Annotated in this window: 17 protein-coding genes and 1 pseudogene; 15 read left to right on the forward strand and 3 right to left on the reverse strand. The window is 50.8% G+C overall.

Annotated features, from left to right (window positions below; genetic code table 11):
* Nucleotides 1-7: 7 nt before the first annotated feature.
* From P400_RS0105730 to P400_RS0105780, 11 genes are all read left to right on the forward strand, one after another.
* Nucleotides 8-319 carry a hypothetical protein gene (locus P400_RS0105730; RefSeq protein WP_026825281.1) on the forward strand — a complete coding sequence of 104 codons (312 nt, stop codon included), beginning with the start codon at nucleotides 8-10 and terminating at the stop codon, nucleotides 317-319.
* A gap of 42 nt (nucleotides 320-361) precedes the next feature.
* Nucleotides 362-3424, forward strand: coding sequence for a CgeB family protein (locus P400_RS0105735; RefSeq protein WP_026825282.1), 3063 nt, complete (start codon nucleotides 362-364; stop codon nucleotides 3422-3424).
* On the forward strand, nucleotides 3421-5604 hold the full coding sequence (locus P400_RS0105740) for a glycosyltransferase (protein ID WP_026825283.1): 2184 nt from the start codon (nucleotides 3421-3423) through the stop codon (nucleotides 5602-5604). Before P400_RS0105735 ends, P400_RS0105740 begins: the two co-directional genes overlap by 4 nt.
* A gap of 127 nt (nucleotides 5605-5731) precedes the next feature.
* Nucleotides 5732-7021 (forward strand): nucleotide sugar dehydrogenase, encoded by a 1290-nt coding sequence (locus P400_RS0105745; protein WP_026825284.1) that lies wholly within the window; start codon nucleotides 5732-5734, stop codon nucleotides 7019-7021.
* A 15-nt stretch (nucleotides 7022-7036) separates the two neighbouring features.
* Entirely contained in the window at nucleotides 7037-7834 is a 798-nt protein-coding gene (locus tag P400_RS0105750; RefSeq protein WP_026825285.1) for an ABC transporter permease, read from the forward strand.
* 10 nt (nucleotides 7835-7844) lie between these two features.
* Nucleotides 7845-8732 (forward strand): teichoic acids export ABC transporter ATP-binding subunit TagH, encoded by an 888-nt coding sequence (gene tagH / locus P400_RS14940; RefSeq protein WP_034770888.1) that lies wholly within the window; start codon nucleotides 7845-7847, stop codon nucleotides 8730-8732.
* 49 nt (nucleotides 8733-8781) lie between these two features.
* Entirely contained in the window at nucleotides 8782-9882 is a 1101-nt protein-coding gene (wecB, locus tag P400_RS0105760; RefSeq protein WP_026825286.1) for a non-hydrolyzing UDP-N-acetylglucosamine 2-epimerase, read from the forward strand.
* 81 nt (nucleotides 9883-9963) lie between these two features.
* On the forward strand, nucleotides 9964-10440 hold the full coding sequence (locus P400_RS0105765) for a hypothetical protein (RefSeq protein WP_026825287.1): 477 nt from the start codon (nucleotides 9964-9966) through the stop codon (nucleotides 10438-10440).
* A gap of 37 nt (nucleotides 10441-10477) precedes the next feature.
* A complete protein-coding gene (locus P400_RS0105770; RefSeq protein ID WP_026825288.1) occupies nucleotides 10478-11908 on the forward strand; it encodes an MBOAT family O-acyltransferase in 1431 nt (476 codons plus the stop codon).
* Between the two features lie 12 nt (nucleotides 11909-11920).
* Nucleotides 11921-13141, forward strand: coding sequence for a DHHW family protein (locus P400_RS0105775; RefSeq protein WP_026825289.1), 1221 nt, complete (start codon nucleotides 11921-11923; stop codon nucleotides 13139-13141).
* 34 nt (nucleotides 13142-13175) lie between these two features.
* Nucleotides 13176-14489, forward strand: coding sequence for a glycosyltransferase (locus P400_RS0105780; RefSeq protein ID WP_026825290.1), 1314 nt, complete (start codon nucleotides 13176-13178; stop codon nucleotides 14487-14489).
* A gap of 37 nt (nucleotides 14490-14526) precedes the next feature.
* Here the strand turns inward: P400_RS0105780 and P400_RS0105785 are convergent, their stop codons facing one another.
* Nucleotides 14527-14820 (reverse strand): hypothetical protein, encoded by a 294-nt coding sequence (locus tag P400_RS0105785; protein ID WP_026825291.1) that lies wholly within the window; start codon nucleotides 14818-14820, stop codon nucleotides 14527-14529.
* A gap of 184 nt (nucleotides 14821-15004) precedes the next feature.
* On the opposite strand from P400_RS0105785, the gene P400_RS0105790 reads away from it, so the two are divergent.
* From P400_RS0105790 to P400_RS0105805, 4 genes are all read left to right on the forward strand, one after another.
* Nucleotides 15005-15499, forward strand: a complete 495-nt coding sequence (locus P400_RS0105790) for a YdcF family protein (RefSeq protein ID WP_026825292.1) — start codon at nucleotides 15005-15007, stop codon at nucleotides 15497-15499.
* Between the two features lie 118 nt (nucleotides 15500-15617).
* Nucleotides 15618-16985 (forward strand): TcaA 3rd/4th domain-containing protein, encoded by a 1368-nt coding sequence (locus P400_RS0105795; RefSeq protein WP_152538873.1) that lies wholly within the window; start codon nucleotides 15618-15620, stop codon nucleotides 16983-16985.
* A gap of 11 nt (nucleotides 16986-16996) precedes the next feature.
* Nucleotides 16997-17422, forward strand: a complete 426-nt coding sequence (locus P400_RS15340; protein ID WP_026825294.1) for a zinc ribbon domain-containing protein — start codon at nucleotides 16997-16999, stop codon at nucleotides 17420-17422.
* Nucleotides 17419-19116: a zinc ribbon domain-containing protein gene (locus P400_RS0105805; protein ID WP_026825295.1), complete on the forward strand. Its 1698-nt coding sequence runs from the start codon at nucleotides 17419-17421 to the stop codon at nucleotides 19114-19116. Before P400_RS15340 ends, P400_RS0105805 begins: the two co-directional genes overlap by 4 nt.
* A gap of 151 nt (nucleotides 19117-19267) precedes the next feature.
* Here P400_RS0105805 and P400_RS15505 read toward each other — a convergent pair.
* Nucleotides 19268-20613 (reverse strand): annotated as a pseudogene (locus tag P400_RS15505) (IS1182 family transposase); the annotation flags it as partial.
* 331 nt (nucleotides 20614-20944) lie between these two features.
* Nucleotides 20945-21685 carry a zinc ribbon domain-containing protein gene (locus P400_RS0105820; protein ID WP_152538875.1) on the reverse strand — a complete coding sequence of 247 codons (741 nt, stop codon included), beginning with the start codon at nucleotides 21683-21685 and terminating at the stop codon, nucleotides 20945-20947.
* Between the last annotated feature and the right edge of the window lie 92 nt (nucleotides 21686-21777).

Consider the following 21777-nt stretch of genomic DNA (forward strand, 5'->3'; position numbering starts at 1 on the left):
TGAGACCATGAGCAATGAACTTGAAAAAGAAATCGGATTGTTGAAGCAGCGAATCAAACTTCAAGAAGAAGAGATTCGTCATTTGAAACATGATGAACGGTTGTTACGACAAAAACATCGTCGCCTCGTTCAAAAGTATGGCGACCTTCTCTATACGTTTGAATGGACTGTGAAGACGTTTGAGAAGAAAGAACAAGCGCTAACAGACGTGAAACGTAAATATGATGTGTTGAACAAGAAGTATCGTCGCCTTGTGCAATCAAAAGCTGGTAAAGCGATTTTGAAAGCGCAGGCTGTCGCACGACGCATTCGCAAATAAAGAATCGAATTCGAGAGAATCGATGATTTGGAGGATATGAGGATGGATTGGCAGAAAAAAGCACGTCGCGCCGCTTACCTTGGGGTACAACGGTCGAAGCGACTCGGTCGTAAAGTGTTGAAGCGACCGAACAAATCGCATCAACTACGAGAAGTCGTACCGAACTGGTATACACGTTCACCTTACGTACATGTCGAAGGGACGGACCTTGTCTTTACCGGTGACGAACCGGTCATCTTGACGTTCCGACCGAATGCAAGTTCAGACATCATCTCGGCGAACGATTTGGTCGAATCAGGTCAAAAGACGTTCACGGCCCTAATGCGCGTCAAATCACGTGAAGGATTGATGCCGACGCTACAGTTGGAAATCGTTCGAAAAGGTGGCAGAAAGCGTTTTGTGACCGTACAGGACGGCGACCAAGTCGATGTGACACTCGGAATGGGTGAACAGATCGTCCGGGCGCACTTGAATGTGGAAGGGAAAGGGGCGTTCAGCCTCGTCGAGCTCACGCTCGGGACCCTATCGCTCTGGACGGTGGAAGGGACGGCCGCGAACATTTCGGTCGACGCCTTTGATTTCCGTTATCCGCTTACGTCGACGTCACTCCGCTCCCTCAAACCACAAAGTGAGATTGCTCACTTCGACGCTGACACGCTCGTCGTACGCGCCGAAGGGAACCAATACACACATTACGGTGTCGACGAGGTCGCATTGCCACACGTCGATACGGAACGTGGCATCGATTTTGAGACAGGTGACATGGATGACGACTTGTATCGGTTCTACTTAAAAGGGGACCGCACGGGGACAGCGGACGCGTCGCTATTCATTGCGACGTATACAGTGTCCGGGCAGGACCGTTTGATCGAAGTGCCACTCGGACTGAGCGGTATCGTCCGCATCGCACCGTCACACCGTTCCATCCGTTATTTCGTTCGCGTGAACGGGGCGGGGACGCTCGAGAACTTGAACATCGGGATGATTCGCGAGAAGAGTGTCCGTCGTGAGGACATCTTGTCGCTCAAGCCGGACATGTGGACGATCCCGGCACCGGACCTCATCAAATTGAAGAGCCGTGATGACCAGCTCGTCGTCAACTTGAAAGGTGAGGACGATCAGCGCCGCTACATCTCGTACGCCGAGATGAACAACAGCTTCAAGTTGCTCCCGACAGAGTTCCCGTATGAAGTGAAGGCAAACAGTCGCTATCGTGTCACGCTCGACGGTGTCGCCGATGAAGATGCGAACGTCGTCCTCTACATCATCGCCTACTCGGCGACAGAGCGTCAGATTATGCAACAAGTTCAAATCGGAAGCGAGAAAGTCTTCTATTTCGACCGGGGCATCCGTTTCCTTCGTTTCGCCCTCCGTGTCGACGGTGTCGGAGAGGCGCGTGTCGACCGCATCCGTGTGGCCGAGGAACTCGTCAGCGACGGTACGGAAAACCCGACGTGGATGGACGTGCGCGAGGCACGCTTCTTCGCACCGGTCCCGCGTGAACTTCACGAACTGAAGGTCGCGGCCATCTTCGATGAGTTCACGATGGCATCATATAAGCCAGAATGTCAGCTCATCACGTTCACACCAGACAACTGGAAGACGGTACTCCTCGATGAGCAACCGGACGTCCTTGTCGTCGAATCGGCGTGGAAAGGGAACGCCGGCGCTTGGGAGAAGAAAATCGTCAAATACGGTACGAACACATGGGAAGAGCTCGACGCGCTTCTCGCTTGGTGCCGTTATCACAATATCCCGACCGTCTTCTGGAATAAAGAAGACCCGATTCACTATGACCGTTTCATCGAGACGGCGAAGCGATTCGACTATGTGTATACGACAGACATGAACCGCGTCCCGAACTATAAAGAAGATTGTGGTCATGACCGGGTCGATGCGTTACCGTTCGCGGCCCAGCCGAAAGAACATAACCCGATCCGCTTACCGGGGACTCGCGAGCCTTACGCGTGTTTCGCCGGTTCGTATTATGCGAACCGTCACGAATCGCGTAAAGCCGACATGGACCGCCTATTCGCGGCGGCAGACAAGTACGGTCTTGCGATTTACGACCGCAACTATGCGATCAATCAACGCGGGGAGAGCGACCAGCTCCAATTCCCAGAACAGTTCCGCCACTCGATTCGCGGCAGTTTGAAATATAACCAGATTGCCAAAGCGTATAAAGGGTATAAAGTCATGTTGAACGTCAACTCGGTCAACGATTCACCGACGATGTTCTCGCGTCGTGTCTTCGAAGGACTCGCCTGTGCGACACCGGTCGTCAGCACCCGTTCGGTCGGGGTCGACGCCATGCTTGGGGATTACGTCTTCCTCGACGACGGCGAATCGGACCTAGACGAGACGTTCCGCCGTTTGATGACGGATGACTCGTTCTACGAGGACATCGCGATGCGCGGTATGCGTCACGTGTTGACGTATCACACGTACACGCAGCGTCTGGCGAAAATCGTCCAAGACGTCGGCATCCCGTACCGTGTCGACCACGAGAAGATTGCCGTCGTCGCCTTCATCAAGTCGCGCGAAGAGGCAGAGCGTGTCGTCAGTCAGTTCGAGGCACAGAACTACGAGCATAAACACCTCATGATGTTCCTTGATAAGTTCGAGGACCACATCGACGTATACAATACGTACAATACACCGTCGGTTTCGACGTATATGCGTAGCTACTTGACGCACTACACGTCGTTCACGGAGATGGTCGAGTCGTACGCTTGGGTCGCTCACTTGAAGTCGGATGATTATTACGGCCCGAACTACTTGAGCGATTATCTGCTCGCGGCACGCTATGCGGAAGCGGACATTCTCACGAAAGAGGATTACTATACGTATGACGGCAAGCTCGTCAAACAAGATCACGATGAGTCGTATCGCTACGTGTTTGACGCGACCCCGTCCCGCTCGCTCGTGCAGCCGTCGGCCCTCCGTTTCTATACGGTCGAGGAGGCCCTCCACATCTTTGAAGCGGACGAGAGCTTGAACGAACTTGCCCGTTCCGGCAAGCGCATCTTCAGTGTCGACCCATATCAATATGTGAAAGCCGGTGCCGCCATGGATGAAGCGGACCGCCAGGAGGTGACGTTATGACGAAGCAACCGCTACGGATCCTCGTATACGGGGACGTCAATTTGAACTTGATCGACGGATCGGCCATCTGGCTCACGTCGGTCGTGCATATGTTGAACCAAGACCCGAACATCGAGGTCGACGTGCTCTTGAAGCGTTCGATCGTGAAGCCGGAAGTGACGGCGTCGATCAAACAGCTTGACCGTGTCAACTTCATCGACGTCTTCACGGAAGACTCGACGAAGAAAGACGAGCCGTATTATGAGAAGAAGGTGCTCCAGCCGGAAGAGGCGGCCCAACTCATCCACGAGCTCGTCGAGACGAAGCAGTACGACATGACGTTCATCCGCGGATTCCAGCTCGCCTATGCGCTCTCGGATTATGAACATACAATGAAAAAGACGTGGACGTATCTCACAGACTTCACGCATGACTCGTCGGCCGCGTCACAAGAAGAATTGACGCGTCTGAAGAAGATTGCGGACCGCTCGGCACGCATGCTTTGTCAGACAGCAGAGATGAAGGCGTACTTCGAGACGTTTTTACAGACGCCGAAGCCGTTCCTCATCTTGAACCCGATGATCCCGAACATGCGCGAGGCAACGCCTGCGTTCAAGCGTCAGGCGAAACGTCTCGTCTATACGGGTAAATTCGCGCCGCTCTGGTACTCGGCCGAGATTCTCGACGCACTCGAGAAAGTACGGGTCCGGATGCCGGACGTCGAATTGAAAGTAGCGGGGGACAAGTTCAACCAAGACCCGAACAACCCGAATTTCCGTAAAGAAGTGACACATCGCCTCCAAACGGATGCGGGCGTTCACTGGTTGAAAGGCATCCCGCGTGCGGACGTCGAGACGCTCATCGAAGAGAGCGACATCGGCATCTCGTGGCGCCACCCGGACCTCGACGACAGTCTCGAATTGTCGACGAAGCTATTAGAATATGGGGCGCTCGGGAAGCCGGTCCTCCTCAACCGCAACAAGATGCACGAGATGTTACTCGGGTCGAGCTATCCGCTCTTCGTCAACTCGGAAGACGAGTTCGTCGAAAAAGTCGAGCTCGCCTTCACGCATCCGGCCATCTATAAGGATGCGGCGGAACGTCTTTACAACATGGCGAAGCACTATACGTTCGCGAGCACGTTCGAGCGTCTCCGCGACTCGATTTGGGAGATGCAAAAGACGACGATCCTCTTCGCCGGTCATGATTTGAAATTCATTCGCATGTTCATGGAACGTTTCGAGGCTGACCCGAACTATCGGATCCTTGTCGACGAGTGGGACGGACACAAGATTCATGATGTGAATCACAGTAAGGCATGTCTCGCGCAGGCAGATGTCATTTTCTGTGAGTGGGGACTCGGCAACGCCGTCTGGTACTCGCAACATAAACTGCCGCACCAGCGTCTCATCGTCCGGATTCACCGTCAGGAGAAAGAGACACCGTTTCCTCGTGAATATGCGCTCGATAATATCAATCGGATCATCCTCGTCTCGCCGTATATGTTAGAAGAGATGCACCGTCTCTTCGGGATCCCGCGTCACCAGATGACGGTCATCTACAACGCCGTCGATGCGGACAAATTCGACAAGCCGAAACAAGCGGACGATTTGACGTTCCGTCTCGGCATGATCGGCATGAACCCGAAACTGAAGCGTCCGGACCTCGCACTCGACGTCCTCGAAGAACTGTTGAAGACGGACAAACGGTATCAGCTCCACTTCAAAGGGCACCATCCGAAAGACGTCTATTGGATTGGCAAACGGGAAGAAGAGAGTGCGTACTACGAAGCGTTATTGAAACGGATCGAGGAGTCGGAACTGCGTGACCACGTCCACTTCGATGGACATGGCAATGACGTCGACACATGGCTCCAATCGATCGGTTTCGTCTTCTCGACGAGTGATTTGGAGAGCTTCCATCTCGCACCGGCCGAAGCGATGGCATCGGGGGCGTACCCGCTCATCCGTCACTGGACGGGTGCGGAGACGATTTATCCGGACGAACTGCTCGTCACGGATACGTCGAAATTTGTCGATACGATCCTCTCTTATAAAGAAGATACCGAGAAGCTGATGACGGACGCGAAAGTCTATCAAGTATACGCCCGTAAACATTTTGCGCTCGATCGTCTCTATCGAGAGATGGAACAAATCATTCTAGGCAAAACACACGAACAATTTGCGACGACATTGTCATGAAAATGTAATTGCACCAAAGAATTGTTCAAGAGTATAATGAGTATTGTTTTATTATCGAATGTGAAATAAAATGATGGACAATGCGCTATTTAAAAAGCGCGTCAAAACATTTGGAGGTTACCACACAATGAAAGTATGTACAGTAGGTCTTGGATATATCGGATTACCGACATCGGCTGTCTTTGCGAACTATGGCGTCGACGTCGTCGGAGTCGATATCTCACAACATGTTGTTGATAAATTGAACCGTGGAGAAATCCACATTGAAGAGCCAGGTCTCGGCGAAATGGTCGCAGACGTCGTGGCAAAAGGGAAATTCCGCGCATCACTCTCACCAGAGAAAGCTGATGCCTTCATCATCGCCGTACCAACACCAAACAACGACGACGAGCACAAATCATGTGACTTGACGTACGTCTTGGATGCGACACGTAAAGTGTTGCCATTCGTTGAAAAAGGCAACGTCATCATCGTCGAATCGACAATCGCGCCACGTACGATGGACGATTTCGTCAAACCACTCGTCGAAGAAGCTGGATTCACTGTCGGTGAGGACATCTTCCTCGTACACTGCCCAGAGCGCGTATTGCCTGGACAAATCCTTGATGAGCTCGTGCACAACAACCGGATCGTCGGTGGGATCACGACTGAATGTGCAGAAGCAGGCGCACGCGTCTACGGTACATTCGTTGAAGGTGAAATCGTGAAAACGGATGCGAAGACGGCAGAAATGTCAAAACTCATGGAAAACACGTTCCGTGACGTCAACATCGCACTCGCGAACGAACTCGCGAAAGTATGTAACGACCTAGACATCAACGTTCTTGACGTCATCGAGATGGCGAACAAGCACCCACGTGTCAACTTGCACAGCCCAGGTCCTGGTGTCGGTGGACACTGCCTCGCGGTCGACCCGTACTTCATCGTCGCGAAATCACCGGATCTTGCGAAAATCATCAACTTGTCACGTGAGACGAACGTCTCGATGCCACACTACGTCGCAGACAACGTTCAGAAGTTGACAGCTGGAATCGAAGACGCGAAAGTCGCAGTCTTTGGTGTGACATACAAAGGAAACGTCGACGACATGCGTGAGAGCCCAGCGGTTGAAATCGCTGAAATCTTGCTTGACCGTGGCGTAAACATTTCGGTTCACGATTCACACGTTGAAAAATCAACGTCAAGCCGTTTTGAGCTCGTTTCAAAAGAAGAAGCACTCAAAGACGCGGACCTCGTCCTCGTCCTCGTTGACCACAATGAGTTCAAAGTCCTCGACTTTGCAGAACTCAACGCATCAATGCGTCGTCCGATGATCTTCGACACACGTAACATCGTGAAACCAAACGGTGAAGACGTAGCGGTCGTCAACTACGGCAACCTCTACAAATATACAAAGGAAACGAATCTCGTTCTTTGATTCAGGTGAATGAACATGTTTAAATCCGCGAAAGCTATTCTTTCAGAGCTAAAATCGAGCTTGTATTTGATTTTCCGTCTCGCGACATATGAGACGCGAAGCAACAACTCGATGCAGTACCTCGGATTTTTATGGGAGTTCGTGACACCGTTATTGCAGATTGGAGTTTACTGGTTCGTATTTGGATTTGGTATTCGAAGCGGCAGGCCGATTGATGGCGTGCCGTTTCTGCCATGGTTGGTCGCGGGGATTGTCGTCTGGTTCTTTATCGCCTCGGCCATCACCTCGACGGCCCGGTCCGTCTATTCAAAAATCGGCATGGTCTCCAAAATGAGCTTCCCAATCTCGACGATTCCGGCATACGTCTTGCTCGCACTCTTCTATCGCCACGTGGCGTTAGTCGGTGTATCGTTTATCTTAATGTGGGCATTCGGATTCCCGATGGGGCTGCATTCTTTATGGTTTATCTACTTGGCGTTCAGTGCACTCGCGCTTCTTTATTCACTCGCCTTGATTACGTCCGCGCTCACGACGATCGTGCGCGATCTTCAAAACCTTCTTCAATCGATGATGCGGATGTTGATGTATTTGACGCCGATTTTTTGGGTACCGCCGGCGAATCTCGCGAGTATCCTACAAATCAATCCGCTCTATTATTTAGTCGAAGGGTATCGGTCGATGTTCCTCGGAAGCGACTGGTTGGCGACTAACTGGGCGTACGGTCTCTATTACTGGGCCATCGTCCTCGTTCTCTTCTTCGCCGGGTCGATGATTCATTTACGTTTCCGTCGACACTTCATCGATTACATTTGAGGAGGACCTTATGTACCAGGTTAAATTTGAAAACGTATCGAAACGATATACGCTCTATAACAAGCCATCTGATAAGCTGAAGGAGATTTTCTTCAGTAAAGCAAGTGGCAAACAGTTTTACGCACTTCGCAATGTCACGTTTGAAGTCCCTCCTGGAGAAGTGGTCGGGATCATCGGCATTAACGGGTCAGGCAAGTCGACGATGTCGAACTTGCTAGCTGATGTGATGCCACCGACCCACGGGAAAATCGAACTTCATGGAAAGACAGCGCTGATTGCCATTTCTTCAGGATTGAACGGCAACTTGACGGGGCTCGAGAACATCGAGCTCAAAGGGTTGATGCTCGGGATGACGAAACAAGAGATTATCGATTTGACACCGGCCATCATTGAATTCGCCGATATCGGTGACTTTATCAGTCAACCGGTCAAAACGTATTCGAGTGGGATGAAGTCCCGCCTTGGATTCGCCATCTCAATCAATGTCGACCCGGACATTCTCGTCATCGATGAGGCGCTCTCAGTCGGGGACCAAACGTTCACCGACAAGTGCCTCGCCAAGATGAATGAGTTTAAAGATCAAGGGAAGACCATCTTCTTCATCAGTCACTCGGTCTCACAAGTCCGCCAATTCTGTACGCTCGGCCTCTGGCTCGAGTTCGGAGAAGTGCGCGAGTATGGACCGGTCAATGAAGTCGTTGGGGAATACAACAAGTTTTTGAAATGGTTCCGCAACTTGTCAAAAGAACAGCAGGATTCGTTCAAAGCCGACAAGCTCAAACGTCGTACGACGGTCGTCGATGCGACGGAGCTCGGGGAGACGTATATCTTGCCACCTTTGACAGAAGAACAACTACAAACACGTCATTCGTCGGTCGCTGTATCGAGCGAAGCGTGAGCAATTGGGAGGAGGAAGCACGGTGAAGTCAGACCGTGCGAAACGACCTATGAAAAAAGTCATGACCGTCTTTGGGACGCGACCAGAAGCCATCAAAATGGCACCACTCGTACTTGAGTTGAAAAAACGTGAAGGGGTAGAACCGATTGTCGTCGTGACAGCACAGCACCGTCAAATGCTTGACCAAGTGCTCGAGCTGTTCGAAATCAAACCGGACTACGACCTTGACATCATGAAAGACAAGCAGACGCTTTACGATGTCACGTCACGTGTATTGAAAGGGATGGGCGAAGTCATCGCTGAAACGAAGCCAGACATCGTCTTAGTCCATGGGGACACGACGACGACATTCGCGGCGTCACTTGCAGCCTTCTACAACCAAGTCGCAGTCGGTCACGTTGAGGCTGGCCTGCGCACACACAACAAATATTCACCATTCCCGGAAGAGATGAACCGCCAATTGACGGGTGTCATGGCTGACCTTCATTTCGCACCGACGGATACGTCGCGTGACAACCTCCTTCGTGAAGGCAAAAATGAAGAGATGATCTTCGTCACAGGTAATACGGCGATCGATGCACTCAAGACGACAGTACGCGATGACTATGCGAGCGAACTGCTCGACAGCATCCGTTCGCAAGGTCGTCGTCTCGTCATGCTGACGGCACACCGTCGTGAAAACTTGGGCGAGCCGATGCGCAACATGTTCCGCGCGGTACGTCGTTTAATCGAAAAATATGACGATATCGAAGTCGTGTATCCCGTGCATATGAACCCGGTCGTCCGTGAACTCGCCAACGAGATCCTTCACGATGTCGAACGTGTCCACTTGATCGAACCACTCGACGTCTTCGACTTCCATAACTACGCGGCGACGTCGCACTTGATCTTGACAGATTCAGGTGGTGTACAAGAAGAAGCACCATCTCTCGGTGTCCCTGTCCTCGTTCTTCGTGACACGACAGAACGCCCAGAAGGTGTGGCGGCAGGAACGCTCAAACTCGCAGGGATTGAAGAAGAGAATATCTTCTCACTTGCGGACGAGCTCTTGTCGGACGAAGCGGCATACAAAGCGATGTCACAAGCATCAAACCCTTACGGTGATGGTGAGGCGTCACGTCGAATCGTCGATGCTATCCTTGCCAACTAAATGAAAGCGAATAGAGTTGTTTTGTGCCCAGCACAGCAACTCTTTTCTATATCATCATTCTAATGATTCGGAGGTGCTTGTATGTCAACGAAACGAATTCGTCCGGCGATTTATCATTACTATCCACGCGGGACGCAAAAAAATCATTTAACGATGCGTGAAGAAGAGTACAAGACAGAAGTCACATTTTTACCACAAGCGTTATCGGACTCCATTTACGTCCAATTGTTTGATTTAAAGTTTGAGATTCCACCGTCTAAAATCTTTTTAGCAGACGCTAAAATGGATGAAGGCGAAGAAATGGAAGTGCAGACATCGGTTTATGTCGAAGGCGATCGCACCGTTCGATTTGAACTATATGTGATGCAGTATTCAGACGAAGAGCGTCTTTCAAACAAACGCTTTTCACTCACATTGAATCCGGGGAATAATCCGATTGAAGAAGTCGTAAAACAGATGGAAGGGTCCAAGTATTTCAAGATGTCGTACAAATACATCGTCGAGACGCTCGAACCGACCACAGTACGCTTCGATGACCTCTATGTAACGTTCCGCTGAACGTAGCAAGTCTTAAGGGAGAAAGGGACCATTCGGTATGTTATTTAGTTCCACGGTATTTCTATTTTATTTCTTGCCGGTCGTACTATTGCTTTACTTCGTATCACCACGCTGGCTGAAGAATACAATCTTACTCATTTCGAGTTTATTCTTCTATGCATGGGGAGAACCACGATTCGTCCTCATCATGCTCGCATCGATCGTCATGAACTATGCGTTCGGCTTCATGGTCGACAAGTATCGTGAAGATGCGAAGAAGATCAAATGGACGATGACGCTCATGCTTCTCGGTAACCTCGGGATGCTCGGTGTCTTCAAATATGCGAGCTTCTTCGTCGAGAACGTCAACTCGGTATTCGGCTTCTCGCTGAATGACCCGGACATTCCACTTCCGCTTGGAATCTCGTTCTTCACGTTCCAAGCGATGAGTTACGTCATCGACGTATATCGGAACGATGGACGCTTACAGAAGAACTTGTTTGATTTGGCGCTCTATGTATCGTTCTTCCCGCAGTTGATTGCCGGACCGATCGTTCGTTATCAAACGGTCGCCGATGAGATCGTGGATCGCCGTGAGACGGTCGATGACTTCGTCTCTGGGATCCAACGTTTCGTCATCGGTTTAGGGAAGAAGATGATTTTGGCGAACAGTTGTGGGTATGTGGCGGACCAAGTGTTCAGTCAATCGGCCGGGGACCTGTCGACGACACTCGCCTGGATCGGAATCATCGCCTACTCGCTCCAAATTTATTTTGATTTCTCAGGTTATTCGGATATGGCCATCGGTCTCGGACGGATGTTTGGGTTCCATTTCCTTGAGAACTTCAATTATCCGTACATTTCAAAATCGGTGTCTGAATTTTGGCGTCGTTGGCACATCTCGCTCGGAAGCTGGTTCCGAGACTACGTGTATATTCCACTCGGCGGGAATCGCCAAGGACCATGGAAGACGTATCGCAACTTGACGATCGTCTGGTTATTGACCGGCGTATGGCACGGGGCGAGTTGGACATTCATCGCTTGGGGTCTCTACTATGGGGTCTTCATCATGTTCGAACGGGCATTTCTTGGGAAATGGATCGCAGCATGGCCGGCGTGGCTCGCTCATGCGTTCACGTTGTTCGTCGTCGTCATCGGTTGGGTATTCTTCCGCGCCGATAACTTCACGTACGCAATTGATTATCTTCAAGTTATGTTCGGCTTACATGGCGGTGAAGTGTTCGATCAAACGGCATACTTCTATCTCGTTCAATACGGAACGGCCCTTCTGTTGGCGACGGTCGCAGCGACACCGCTTCCGAAAATGCTCGTCGCTCATTTCTTGCGCCACGAGGTAGATTCGGAACGTCCGGTTCTTGCCGCGAGCGCAGGTCTTGCTCGAGCAGCTTATATCTTGCTCATTTTCGGCATTTCGATTTCATATGTCGTCTCGAGTACATTCAATCCGTTTATTTATTTCCGGTTCTAAGGAGGGCTGACAATGGAACAACAAACCAAAAGCGATCAAGTCCGTTCGAAAGGGCGGCGCCTCTCTTGGGTGGTCAACAGTATCCTCTTGCTCGGCTTCCTTGGCACCATCTTTTATGGACTGGTCGTCTATGCCTTCGGTAACGAGCAGGAACGCTCGGCCACCGAGGGACGCATGTTGGCCCAACGCCCGGAAGCTTCTGTCGACACCGTCTTAGATGGGTCGTACATGGAAGAGTTCGAGGCAGCGGCGAACGACCAGGTGTTTGAGCGAAACCTGTGGATCGAGACACAGGCGTGGGTTCAACTGAACGTGTTGCAACAACAGATGAATAACGGCGTCATCAGTATCGATGGATTCTTATACGGTCCGGATGCGAACGAAAGTCAGTATTCTTCGCTCGGTGTATTCTTCAAAGAATTCAAAAAAGAGATGGACGATGCCGGCATCCCATCTTACTTCGCCTCGGCACCAAGTAAGCCGGTCTATGCGACACGACAAAACATCTTCCCGGCTTATATCGAGTCGGCGGATGCGGAAAATCGTGACGAGTTACACGAACGGATCGAAGAGAACGGCATCCCGCTAATCGATTTAGAGGATACACTCGGTGACAAACCGGGTGAGGATATCTATTTCAAAACCGATCACCATTGGCGAGCAGAAGGAGCATTCCTCGCATACGGCCAAATCATGGACCGTCTAGGCGAACAGTTCCCGGGCGCACCGGTGTTGACAGCAGAAGATATGGACGTGAAGACGGTTGACGGGACGTTCTACGGCTCACATGCCCGGGAAATCTCGATGCCGTACGTCGAATCGGCGGACACGTTCACGTATCTCGAACCGAAAGACGGATTCACGACGACGGTCTGTCGAAACGGTGACGACTGTGGACACGGTGTCCTCGACAAGGACGTCTTAAAAAACACAGACGACTTCACGAACTACTACAACTTGTTCATGGGTGACAACTATGCCCTTGCAAAAATCACGCAGGACAATCCGAAAAATGACGATCATCTCCTCGTACTGAAAGACTCTTATGCGAACCCGATGCTCGGCTATCTCGGCGAGTCGTTCGGAACGGTATCGGCACTCGATGTCCGCTATTTTGATGACTACGATGTCAGCATTGCGGAATATGCGGAAGAGAACGATGTCGACGCGGTTCTGTTCTTACACAACGACCGAATCACAGGGCTCGGTTCGATGTATCAAGAAGGTCTATGATTGAACCGACCTTTAGAAAAGGCAGGTGCTCGTAGTGAACATATTACTTCCAGTCTTCTTTCACTCCGCGATGGGTGGGCTTCATCGGCACATCTTATCATCTGTGAAAGTGCTCATCCGAGAGGGGCATGAGGTGACCGTCGTCTGTAAGCCAGGTCCTTTTGCCGAAGAGATAGAGGCGCTCGGCGGTCAGGTCATCCGAACAGACTATTCCAACGAGGACATCAAACGTGTGATTGATGAGGTGCGGACACAACCGTTCGATGTCGTGTATGCGCATCCTTTCGATTCGCGTCAACTCGGTATCGCGGTGGCAGAGGCGAACGCCATCCCGTTCGTTCTCGTCATTCATGGCATGTATGTGGATGAGATCGAGCAGTACCATTCTAGCGTCACACGCGTGGTCGCTGTCTCGGAACAAATCGCGACCCATCTTACCGACCATTGTCCCGCAGTCGAATCGAAACTCATCGTCATTCCGAACGGGGTCGATGCCGCGTTCATTTCGATGGAGGCGCGACCTTCGTCAGAGCGTGTCACGGGCTTATTCACCTCGCGGCTAGATGCCGACAAATTGTTTATCCTTGATGTGTTTCTTGACGCGTTGGAAGACGAGCGAGTTCAGCGTTTACCAATCGACTGGCTCATCGTCGGAGACGGGACGCAACGAGAAAAGTATGCATCTCGCTATGAGGAAGCGCTTGAAGGGACTGACCAGACAATCAAATGGCTCGGTTGGTTAGACCAAAGCGACCTCCCTGATGCGATGCATCGCGCCGATTTCGTTATCGGCCCAGGGCGTTCTGCGCTCGAAGGGATGGCGGTCGGCAAACCGACCATTGCCGTCGGGAGCAAAAGCTATCAAGGTCTGGTCACGCCTTCGACGTGGACAGATATCGCGAGCACGAACTTTGGCGGTATCGGGACGAAGTACGACGGATACACCTCGGGACAAATCGGGGATTCGATTCTCGAATTGATGGATGAGGCAACGAGACGGGACCTTGCTCGGTTCTCGTCCGCGCTCGTCGATGAACATTTCCGGGATGAACAGTCGCAACAACGTCTTCTCGATGTGCTCGAGCAAGTGGTGAAAGAGGGCACGTCAGAGATGGATCTAATCGAGCGCTATCCATTCATTCGTTACGATCAACTTCATGCTCGTCGCTCGAATCGGATCTGTACATGGAAGTTGACAGATCGGGAGCAACGACTTGAAGCGATGCGTGATGAATTGGAGGCGACCAAGCAAAAGCTTGAACAACTTCGGTCGACGAACGAGGAACAGTCTTCTGAAATCAACAGGCTACGAATAAAACTTCAACGATGGTCAGATGAGAGTAAATAAAAAATAGCGGAGCCAGCAAGTGGCTCCGCTATTTTAGTTAATGGGTCGTGAAGCGAGCCGGTCCAATCGAAGAGACAAGACGTGTCGCGGCACGTAAGCAATCAAGCTGTCTCGTATAGACACTGCTCACGTCGGCAAATGCAGAGGGGAGATGACCTGAATCGAGGGGACCTTGTCGCATGTAAGGCGATTCTCCAGCGCCAAGCGGCATCGGATGAATCACGAACTTATAGTGAGACGGGTCGAGCTCGATGACTTCAATCTCTGCAAACAGTCGTGCGTCGCGTGTATACGAGAAGCGGGTGGATAACCATTTATCTGAATCTGTCATGGGTCACCAGTCCTCCCTCAAGAAGTCTTACCTCTCTCATCATAAAACAATTTTTGGTTATTTGGAATGGCGATTTCATATTAATGACAAAATAATTACTTTAATTTGTAAAAGGGCGGATTCGTGCATTCGAGTCTGTCTTTGAGTATGGTTAGAAGAGAATGCTTAAGTAAGAGGTGACAACATGAGAAAGAACGCGATAGGGACATATCGGTTCGTCATCATTCTAGGTGCGAAAGTGAATGGGACAAGACCGTCCCGAGCCCTCCAACATCGGATTGACGTGGCCGCTGCGTATGCGAAGGCACATCCCCACGTGGAATTGATAGCGACAGGTGGACAAGGACCGGACGAAGGGATGGCAGAGGCGCTCGTAATCGAACGGGAACTGATAGCAAAAGGGGTTGACCCGGCTAGGATCTGTATCGAAACCACATCCACTTCGACAGTTGAGAACTTTGAGCACACTCGTCCATTTTGGGAGGGAGAAGCGGGCGTGACGATCGTGACGAATGATTTTCATGTCCCACGTGCTCGTCTCATTGCCAAGCTCTATTTCCAGCTCGAGAGCGATGCCCTTTATGCACCGACTCCGCCACTGGCAAAAGGGAGATATATAATCCGTGAAGGACTGGCGTATGTGAAGTTACTTGGTCGTTATGTATTCAATCGAACATGAACGAGGAAAGGGTGGATGATTCCACTCTTTTTTCATTTACTTTTATTGTAAATAAGAACCGAAATATTTATATAAAATATGGTAAAATAATTCTTATTATGCTATAGAGAGGTGAGTTATGGACTGTCCTAATTGTTCAAAAGAATTGAGTGCCACACAACAGTTCTGCCCAAATTGCGGCACGAAAGTGGAACCAGTTGCTTCAATGGAAGCAACGAAACCGACATCACCCGTTGAATCGAAGGCACCACCTTCCAAAAAACGAGTCGGAAAAGGGTTAATGGTAACGGCATTATCTTTGCTATTGATCGCAGGTGCGACGTATTTTGGATTTTATCAATTCATGTATACCCCAGAAAAACAAATCGAACAGATTCGCACCGCTGTCACGAGTGAAGATGCAAAAGCCCTCGCCCCATTATTGCGATTGAAAGAAGGAAAAGTGACGGAGGCACAGGCGGCGGTCTTATTGACAGGGTTGAGCCAAGCCGAATTGACAGAAGCGACAGTGGGTTATCTAGATCGTGCCAGTCGTTCCATCGGAGCATCGAATGAGGGTCTTCCGCTTCGTTTACGGGAGATTGGCAAAACGTATGGAGTGTTCAAGCGATATGGTCTTGAGTTGATTCCTCAGACGATGTATGTATCGAGTAACTTTGATGCCATCACGGTCTCTTTACCAGACCCGTATGGGAAAGAAAAACTGGAGTCTGAAGGAGACCAAGTCGTTATTCGTGATGCTTTTCCTGGAATGGTCGAAGTATCTGTGAAATACGATGGGCAATATGGTGAGGATCAAGCAGTTAAAACATTCAACAGTCTTGAATCATCGAACCAAGACGAGCCGTTCATGGTCGCGTTCGAAGGACTTAGTGTCGAATTGGACCAAACGTACAATGATGCACCGTTGTTTGTGAATGGAGAAGACTCAGGTAAGACGGTCGGAGAATGGAAGACGTACGGACCGGTGCCGAAACAAGGGGTTTCTTTGAGCACGTACATTGAGATGCCATGGGGGATGGTCGAGTCTAAACAAGTACTTGCCAAACCTGGTGGCAAACCGGTCAAATTTGAACCGAAAGTCGATGCAGACACGATTGCCTTCACCGAGAATATCATTACTCGCCACGCCGAGGAGTGGGTGAATTTCATGTATTACGAGGACTTGAGTGCATTGACGGTTGTGACGGATGAAACATACTTGGCCAAACAAAGAAAAACATACGACATCATGCAGGCGGAAAACCAAGAATGGTACGGCTCATTCGATGGAGTCGAAGTCATCAACCAAAAAACGAAGCTCACAAAGTGGAATAAGAAAATGGCGATTGAAACGGAAGCGGTCGTTGGCATCAACAGTCAATTCATGACGGATGGTGAAGAGGATGCGCCGCAACGCTTGGTCAAATCGAGATTTCGCTATGTCATTACCGAGCCGTTTGACGACGGGACATATCATATCGTGGAAGCGACATACTTAGAATAGGAGAGATGAACATGACGATGTGGCAACAACAGTCAGCACTATTAGATGCTGCGGAGAGTATTAAGGACTTACAGGCGCGCATGGAAAAATCAAAGAAGGCTCGGGGGCAATTGCTTCTTGAGCTCGGGCAACAGCAGTATCGTCAGTTGATGCAGCAAGGACGTGCGGAAGAAGTAGCTCAGATTATGGAACAGGACGTGCTCATCTACGAGGCAAGTCGTCGCATCCGAGACATGCAGGAAGCACTAAAACCACACCGATGCACATCGTGTGATGCTCCGCTTGAAAAGGACGCGAAATTCTGTGGATCGTGTGGCACGCCGGTCCCTCAACCGGATGTCCGTCCGAAACAAGCATGTAATGCCTGCGGTTCCCCACAACCACTTGATGCCTCGTACTGTGCATGCTGTGGAGGGAAGATGGAGGTGACCGCATGAGGTACTGTCACCAATGTGGTCATGCGAATGAAGACCACAATCAATATTGTGAGCGGGATGGTGTCCAACTGGAAGTAACAGATACGACCTATCGTTTCGATGTATCAACCGGTCAATTTTGCACGAGTTGCGGCACTGCCCGAGCATCACATGAACTGTATTGTCATGCCTGCGGGCAAACGGCATTAGAACCAGCGACGAGTGTCAATCGTGTGGAGGAGTCACTTCGCACAGTCGCCGCGACCGGAACACAAGTGATGTCGCAGTTGAGAAGAGTGGCCGGAAAACGAGACGGCGCAACGAAACTTTCATTTTCAACCGAATCGTTCCGCTCGTTACGTATGAATCAGACGGATGTTGTCCGTGGGTCACTCTTTGGTATTGGATTTTTACTCATTCTCCTGTTGATTGCAGGAAGTTTGGTCGCGATGCTACCGGCAGAGACCATTCCATCGCTTGCGGATGAACTCGAGATTAACATCTCTTCATTTAATGCGACGATGTTCCTCGCTTTTCTCATCGGGGCGAAAGTGTATTGGTCTGTCACGACAGAACAAGTGAATCAATTTATCGCAAGTCTCGGTGCAGGCATCGGAGATTTCTTGAGAATCGAAGGATCTGTGGATGCCCAGTTCGGGAACTATTTTATGATGTATGGCGGAATATTCCTCATGATTACCATTGTGTTTTTCTTGATTCGACATACATCGACCATGAGTGATGTGCTCAGTCGGATGGCAGGATTCATTGTGACGGTGCTCGTTGGATATGGGTTGGTTTATGCATTTGCTTTTCATCCGCCGCTATTCGAGGTGGCGTGGTTTAAAACGATTAGTTCAACATTTTTGATGCTTCTCTTCACACTTGGATTGGCCTATTTGATTACGATGCCGTTTCAGGGAGAGTGGAAGATTGCACAACAAGGCGTTCGTGCTTTGTTAACGGTCACGCTCGTATCCACATTTGTCGGAATCGGTTACTTTGGATTCCAGCTCAGTAAAATTGACGAAGGTGAGCGTCTTGAGTTTGTCGATAGTGAAGAAATGTTGTATTTGACCGGACAAGCCGCAAGCATGAACTGGCAAACGATTGGGCATGGGGGAGAACAGTCTTTAATGCTCCAGTCCCCATTAGGTTCCTATGAAATTGGGATGTCTCTGTTTGGGGATACGGCCCCACAAAAAATCACGAATTCGATTGAGACGGTAAGCGAAGGATTTGGTGGGGTAGAAGACGTCTTGTGGCAATCGTTTTCAAACGATGAGGGACCGGTGAATTCAATTGGTAAATCTGCTGATATGTTGACTGTCTCACCAATGATTTTTGGCACGTTGACAGAGATGTATGAGGCAGAACTCGCAAATGATGACGCACGCTATGATGCATTGTATCAAGAAGGTGTCTTTTCGTGGTTACTGATTTTGTTAGTCTTGAACATTGTGATTTATGCCATGTTTGCGAAGGGACATATCCATTCTTGGAAATCAGGGATTTGGTTCATCGCTCCGGCTATAATTGGTTTTATTGTCTGGCAGTGGTTCTTGAAGAACGGCATGTTCGTTGAATTGAGCGACATCCCGATTCTTGGTGTTGCCACGGACGGATTGAGTATCGCGGGAACGTTCATCGCGCTCGTCTTAATCACGATTGGAGCACTCCTCGGTTGGGGAATGAAAAAACTGAACATTCATTAAAAAAACAAGCACGGACAGTTTCATGTCCGTGCTTCAGCTTGTTGACGAACCAGGTCGCATCTTGCGACCTGGTTCGTCCTTTTTTGTGGTTCCCGGTTTCTTGAGGCGTTCTGCCCCAAAAAATTGAATAAATGCTATGTAGACTGTCCTTTCTGGCCAACAGGTTGGCCAGTTTCTTCATGTTTTGTGCGGTGGCTGCCACCAGATTGGCGCGCTGGACCTTCTTGATTCCCCTGTAAAACGTGAAGCGGAGCCCGTGGAGCTCCTTCCCGTCGGCGAACGAGCGCTCGACCGTCTGTGGACGGAGCCGATAGAGGTATTGTCCGGAAACCGAGAGGCGATTCGCGTTCAACGCTTCGCGGTAGGGTTCATCGATGTGTCGGGTGATGTCGCGACGGTGTGACTTGCTGGATGTACATTTCGAAAGGAGCGGGCAGTTCCGGCAGACGGCGGGGTCTGAGACGTAGTGATGGTAGCCGTGTCGGTCCGTCGTCTGGTAGGTGAGGCGCTGACGCGCCGGACAGATGTACACATCCTCTTCCGGGACGTAGGTGTACCGTGACTTGCGGAACATCCCCTTCTTCCCGCCGAAGCGCCGGCGGGCGATGACGGCGAATATGCCGCGTTCGGTCAGCGCCTTCGCGATCTCGGTCGTGTAATACCCGGCATCTAGCGCGACCGCCTCGAGCGGGAAGTCGAAGCGATCGAGGATATGGGTGATTCGGTCGAGGTAGACCGTGCTGTCGGAGACGTTACCGGGCGTGACGTGGACGTCGACGATGAAGTTGTGCTTGGCATCGACCGTCCGATGCGAAAGCCAGAAAAAGCCTTCCGGCTTCTGGTCACGATACATGTATCCCGATTCCGGGTCGGTCCGGCTCACTTTGACAAGCCGACGCTCTTTCCCGGCCCCTTTGGGCTTCAGTGCTTTTTTCCGCGCTCGGCACGCTCCTCGTTCACCCTCGGAAGGAGCTCCTCCTCGATTTCGCCGACGACCCGCTCGACCTCGACCTTGTCGAACTTCCTCTTGTTCGCGTTCGCCCGGATGTGCGTCGAGTCCGTGATCAGGATCCGACCGGAGATGAAGCCGAGCGCATCAGCCTGCCGCACGATATCCTCGAAGATTTCCTGGAACACGTCGTTGTCGTGAAAACGACGCCGGTAGGCCTGGCTGATCGTCGAATGGTCGGGCACCTTCTCGTCGATGCCGAGACCGAGGAACCAACGATAGGCGAGGTTCGTCTGAACCTCCTTCACGGTCTGACGCACGGAACGGATGTTGAACAGCGGCCCGAGGAGAATGATCTTGATGATGATTTCGGGATCGATGCCGGGCGTCCCGGTGTTCGAATAGAGCGGGGCGCAGAGGCGGTGGACGATCGAGAAGTCGATGTGGCGGTCAAGTTTTCGGACGAGATGATCCTGCGGGACCAGCTGGTCCAACGTGGTCTTCGTCTGGATCGCTTCATGTCGTTTCTCGGGATGGGCGCGGTACATATCGGATTCCTCCTTTTGATGACGGGTGGGCTCGGCGTTTACCGTCCCTTTCCCCTTTTGGACCGATTCGAAGTATGTACCGGGCTTTTTCTTCGGCCGTCGAGGCCTCAGAAAAAGACAAACGGCCGCCAGATGACGACCGTTTGCGTTGCTCGCCCGACGGCGCCCCGACTCCTGCAGGAAAGCAATCCAACGGAGACCCAGCAGCGACCCAAGTCGCGATGCGGCTCCGGGATTGCCTGCGGAAAGCGTGGGCGCCGGAAAGGCGAGCGATATTATTCATGTTAGTCAACAGCCTGAAGCACGGACAGTTTCATGTCCGTGCTTGTTTTTAGTACTCTTCTTCACGGGATAACTCTTTGGAACCTAGGTTTTTCACAATCTTCATTTTCCCGTCCTCATATCGGACCGCATACGTCGTTTCAAACGTCGCTCTCACACTAGAGTCATCTTTGATGATGCGATACTCTTCATTGGTGGTGACCGTCGCAGTTTCATCATCTTCGATGGAGTCGCGGTTCTCTCCGTTTACTTTGATCGAGATGACCTCCGTATTTAGTTGGTCCTCCTCGATTCCTTTGGCGAAGAGCGTGTTGTTCAAGTAATCGAGTGTTTGTGCTTGGAACGTCGACCCCTCAGCAAGAAATGATTCTACTTCGGATGTGTCTTTTGAATAGGTCGCACTTGTGAATGCATCAATAAAAGAATACATGAATAGGTCGACATCTCCATAAGAAATAGGGTCATAAAACACGCCGGTTTCTGTATCCGTATCCGGTAAGGAGGCTTCTTCCTCGACTTCAGGTGCCGCTTCGGACTCTTCTTCCTCCGTCGAAGCGGAAAATGATTGTTGTACGTCTTTAGCCGTTGTTGCTTCCTTCGACGTGAGAGGCTCATTCCACTCCGACCATATCCACACACCGACTCCAATCAATACGACTAGTGCGATTGGTATTCCCCATTTCCAAAGAGAAGGGCGGCCGGATGTTGCGGCCTCTATTTTTGTTCCGCATTGCGAACAGTGAGATTGTCCCCGTTTTAGCGTCGCACCGCATGCTGTACATTTATTCATTCAAATCACTCTTTCCATTTTTTAGTATTATTTTACCTCTTTTACGATGGTTCTGAAACGAGAGATTATGTATTTGAGTCAATCAAAAACTA

It is taken from the genome of Exiguobacterium marinum DSM 16307 (genome assembly GCF_000620845.1).
GTDB classification, from domain to species: domain Bacteria; phylum Bacillota; class Bacilli; order Exiguobacteriales; family Exiguobacteriaceae; genus Exiguobacterium; species Exiguobacterium marinum.

Excerpts from the sequence above, each read along its gene's own strand:
- P400_RS0105730 (WP_026825281.1), top strand. The coding sequence starts at position 8 with ATGAGCAATGAACTTGAAAAAGAAATCGGATTGTTGAAGCAGCGAATC.
- P400_RS0105735 (WP_026825282.1), top strand. The coding sequence starts at position 362 with ATGGATTGGCAGAAAAAAGCACGTCGCGCCGCTTACCTTGGGGTACAA.
- P400_RS0105740 (WP_026825283.1), top strand. The coding sequence starts at position 3,421 with ATGACGAAGCAACCGCTACGGATCCTCGTATACGGGGACGTCAATTTG.
- P400_RS0105745 (WP_026825284.1), top strand. The coding sequence starts at position 5,732 with ATGAAAGTATGTACAGTAGGTCTTGGATATATCGGATTACCGACATCG.
- P400_RS0105750 (WP_026825285.1), top strand. The coding sequence starts at position 7,037 with ATGTTTAAATCCGCGAAAGCTATTCTTTCAGAGCTAAAATCGAGCTTG.
- tagH (WP_034770888.1), top strand. The coding sequence starts at position 7,845 with ATGTACCAGGTTAAATTTGAAAACGTATCGAAACGATATACGCTCTAT.
- wecB (WP_026825286.1), top strand. The coding sequence starts at position 8,782 with ATGAAAAAAGTCATGACCGTCTTTGGGACGCGACCAGAAGCCATCAAA.
- P400_RS0105765 (WP_026825287.1), top strand. The coding sequence starts at position 9,964 with ATGTCAACGAAACGAATTCGTCCGGCGATTTATCATTACTATCCACGC.
- P400_RS0105770 (WP_026825288.1), top strand. The coding sequence starts at position 10,478 with ATGTTATTTAGTTCCACGGTATTTCTATTTTATTTCTTGCCGGTCGTA.
- P400_RS0105775 (WP_026825289.1), top strand. The coding sequence starts at position 11,921 with ATGGAACAACAAACCAAAAGCGATCAAGTCCGTTCGAAAGGGCGGCGC.
- P400_RS0105785 (WP_026825291.1), bottom strand. The coding sequence starts at position 14,820 with ATGACAGATTCAGATAAATGGTTATCCACCCGCTTCTCGTATACACGC.
- P400_RS0105790 (WP_026825292.1), top strand. The coding sequence starts at position 15,005 with ATGAGAAAGAACGCGATAGGGACATATCGGTTCGTCATCATTCTAGGT.
- P400_RS0105795 (WP_152538873.1), top strand. The coding sequence starts at position 15,618 with ATGGACTGTCCTAATTGTTCAAAAGAATTGAGTGCCACACAACAGTTC.
- P400_RS15340 (WP_026825294.1), top strand. The coding sequence starts at position 16,997 with ATGACGATGTGGCAACAACAGTCAGCACTATTAGATGCTGCGGAGAGT.
- P400_RS0105805 (WP_026825295.1), top strand. The coding sequence starts at position 17,419 with ATGAGGTACTGTCACCAATGTGGTCATGCGAATGAAGACCACAATCAA.
- P400_RS0105820 (WP_152538875.1), bottom strand. The coding sequence starts at position 21,685 with ATGAATAAATGTACAGCATGCGGTGCGACGCTAAAACGGGGACAATCT.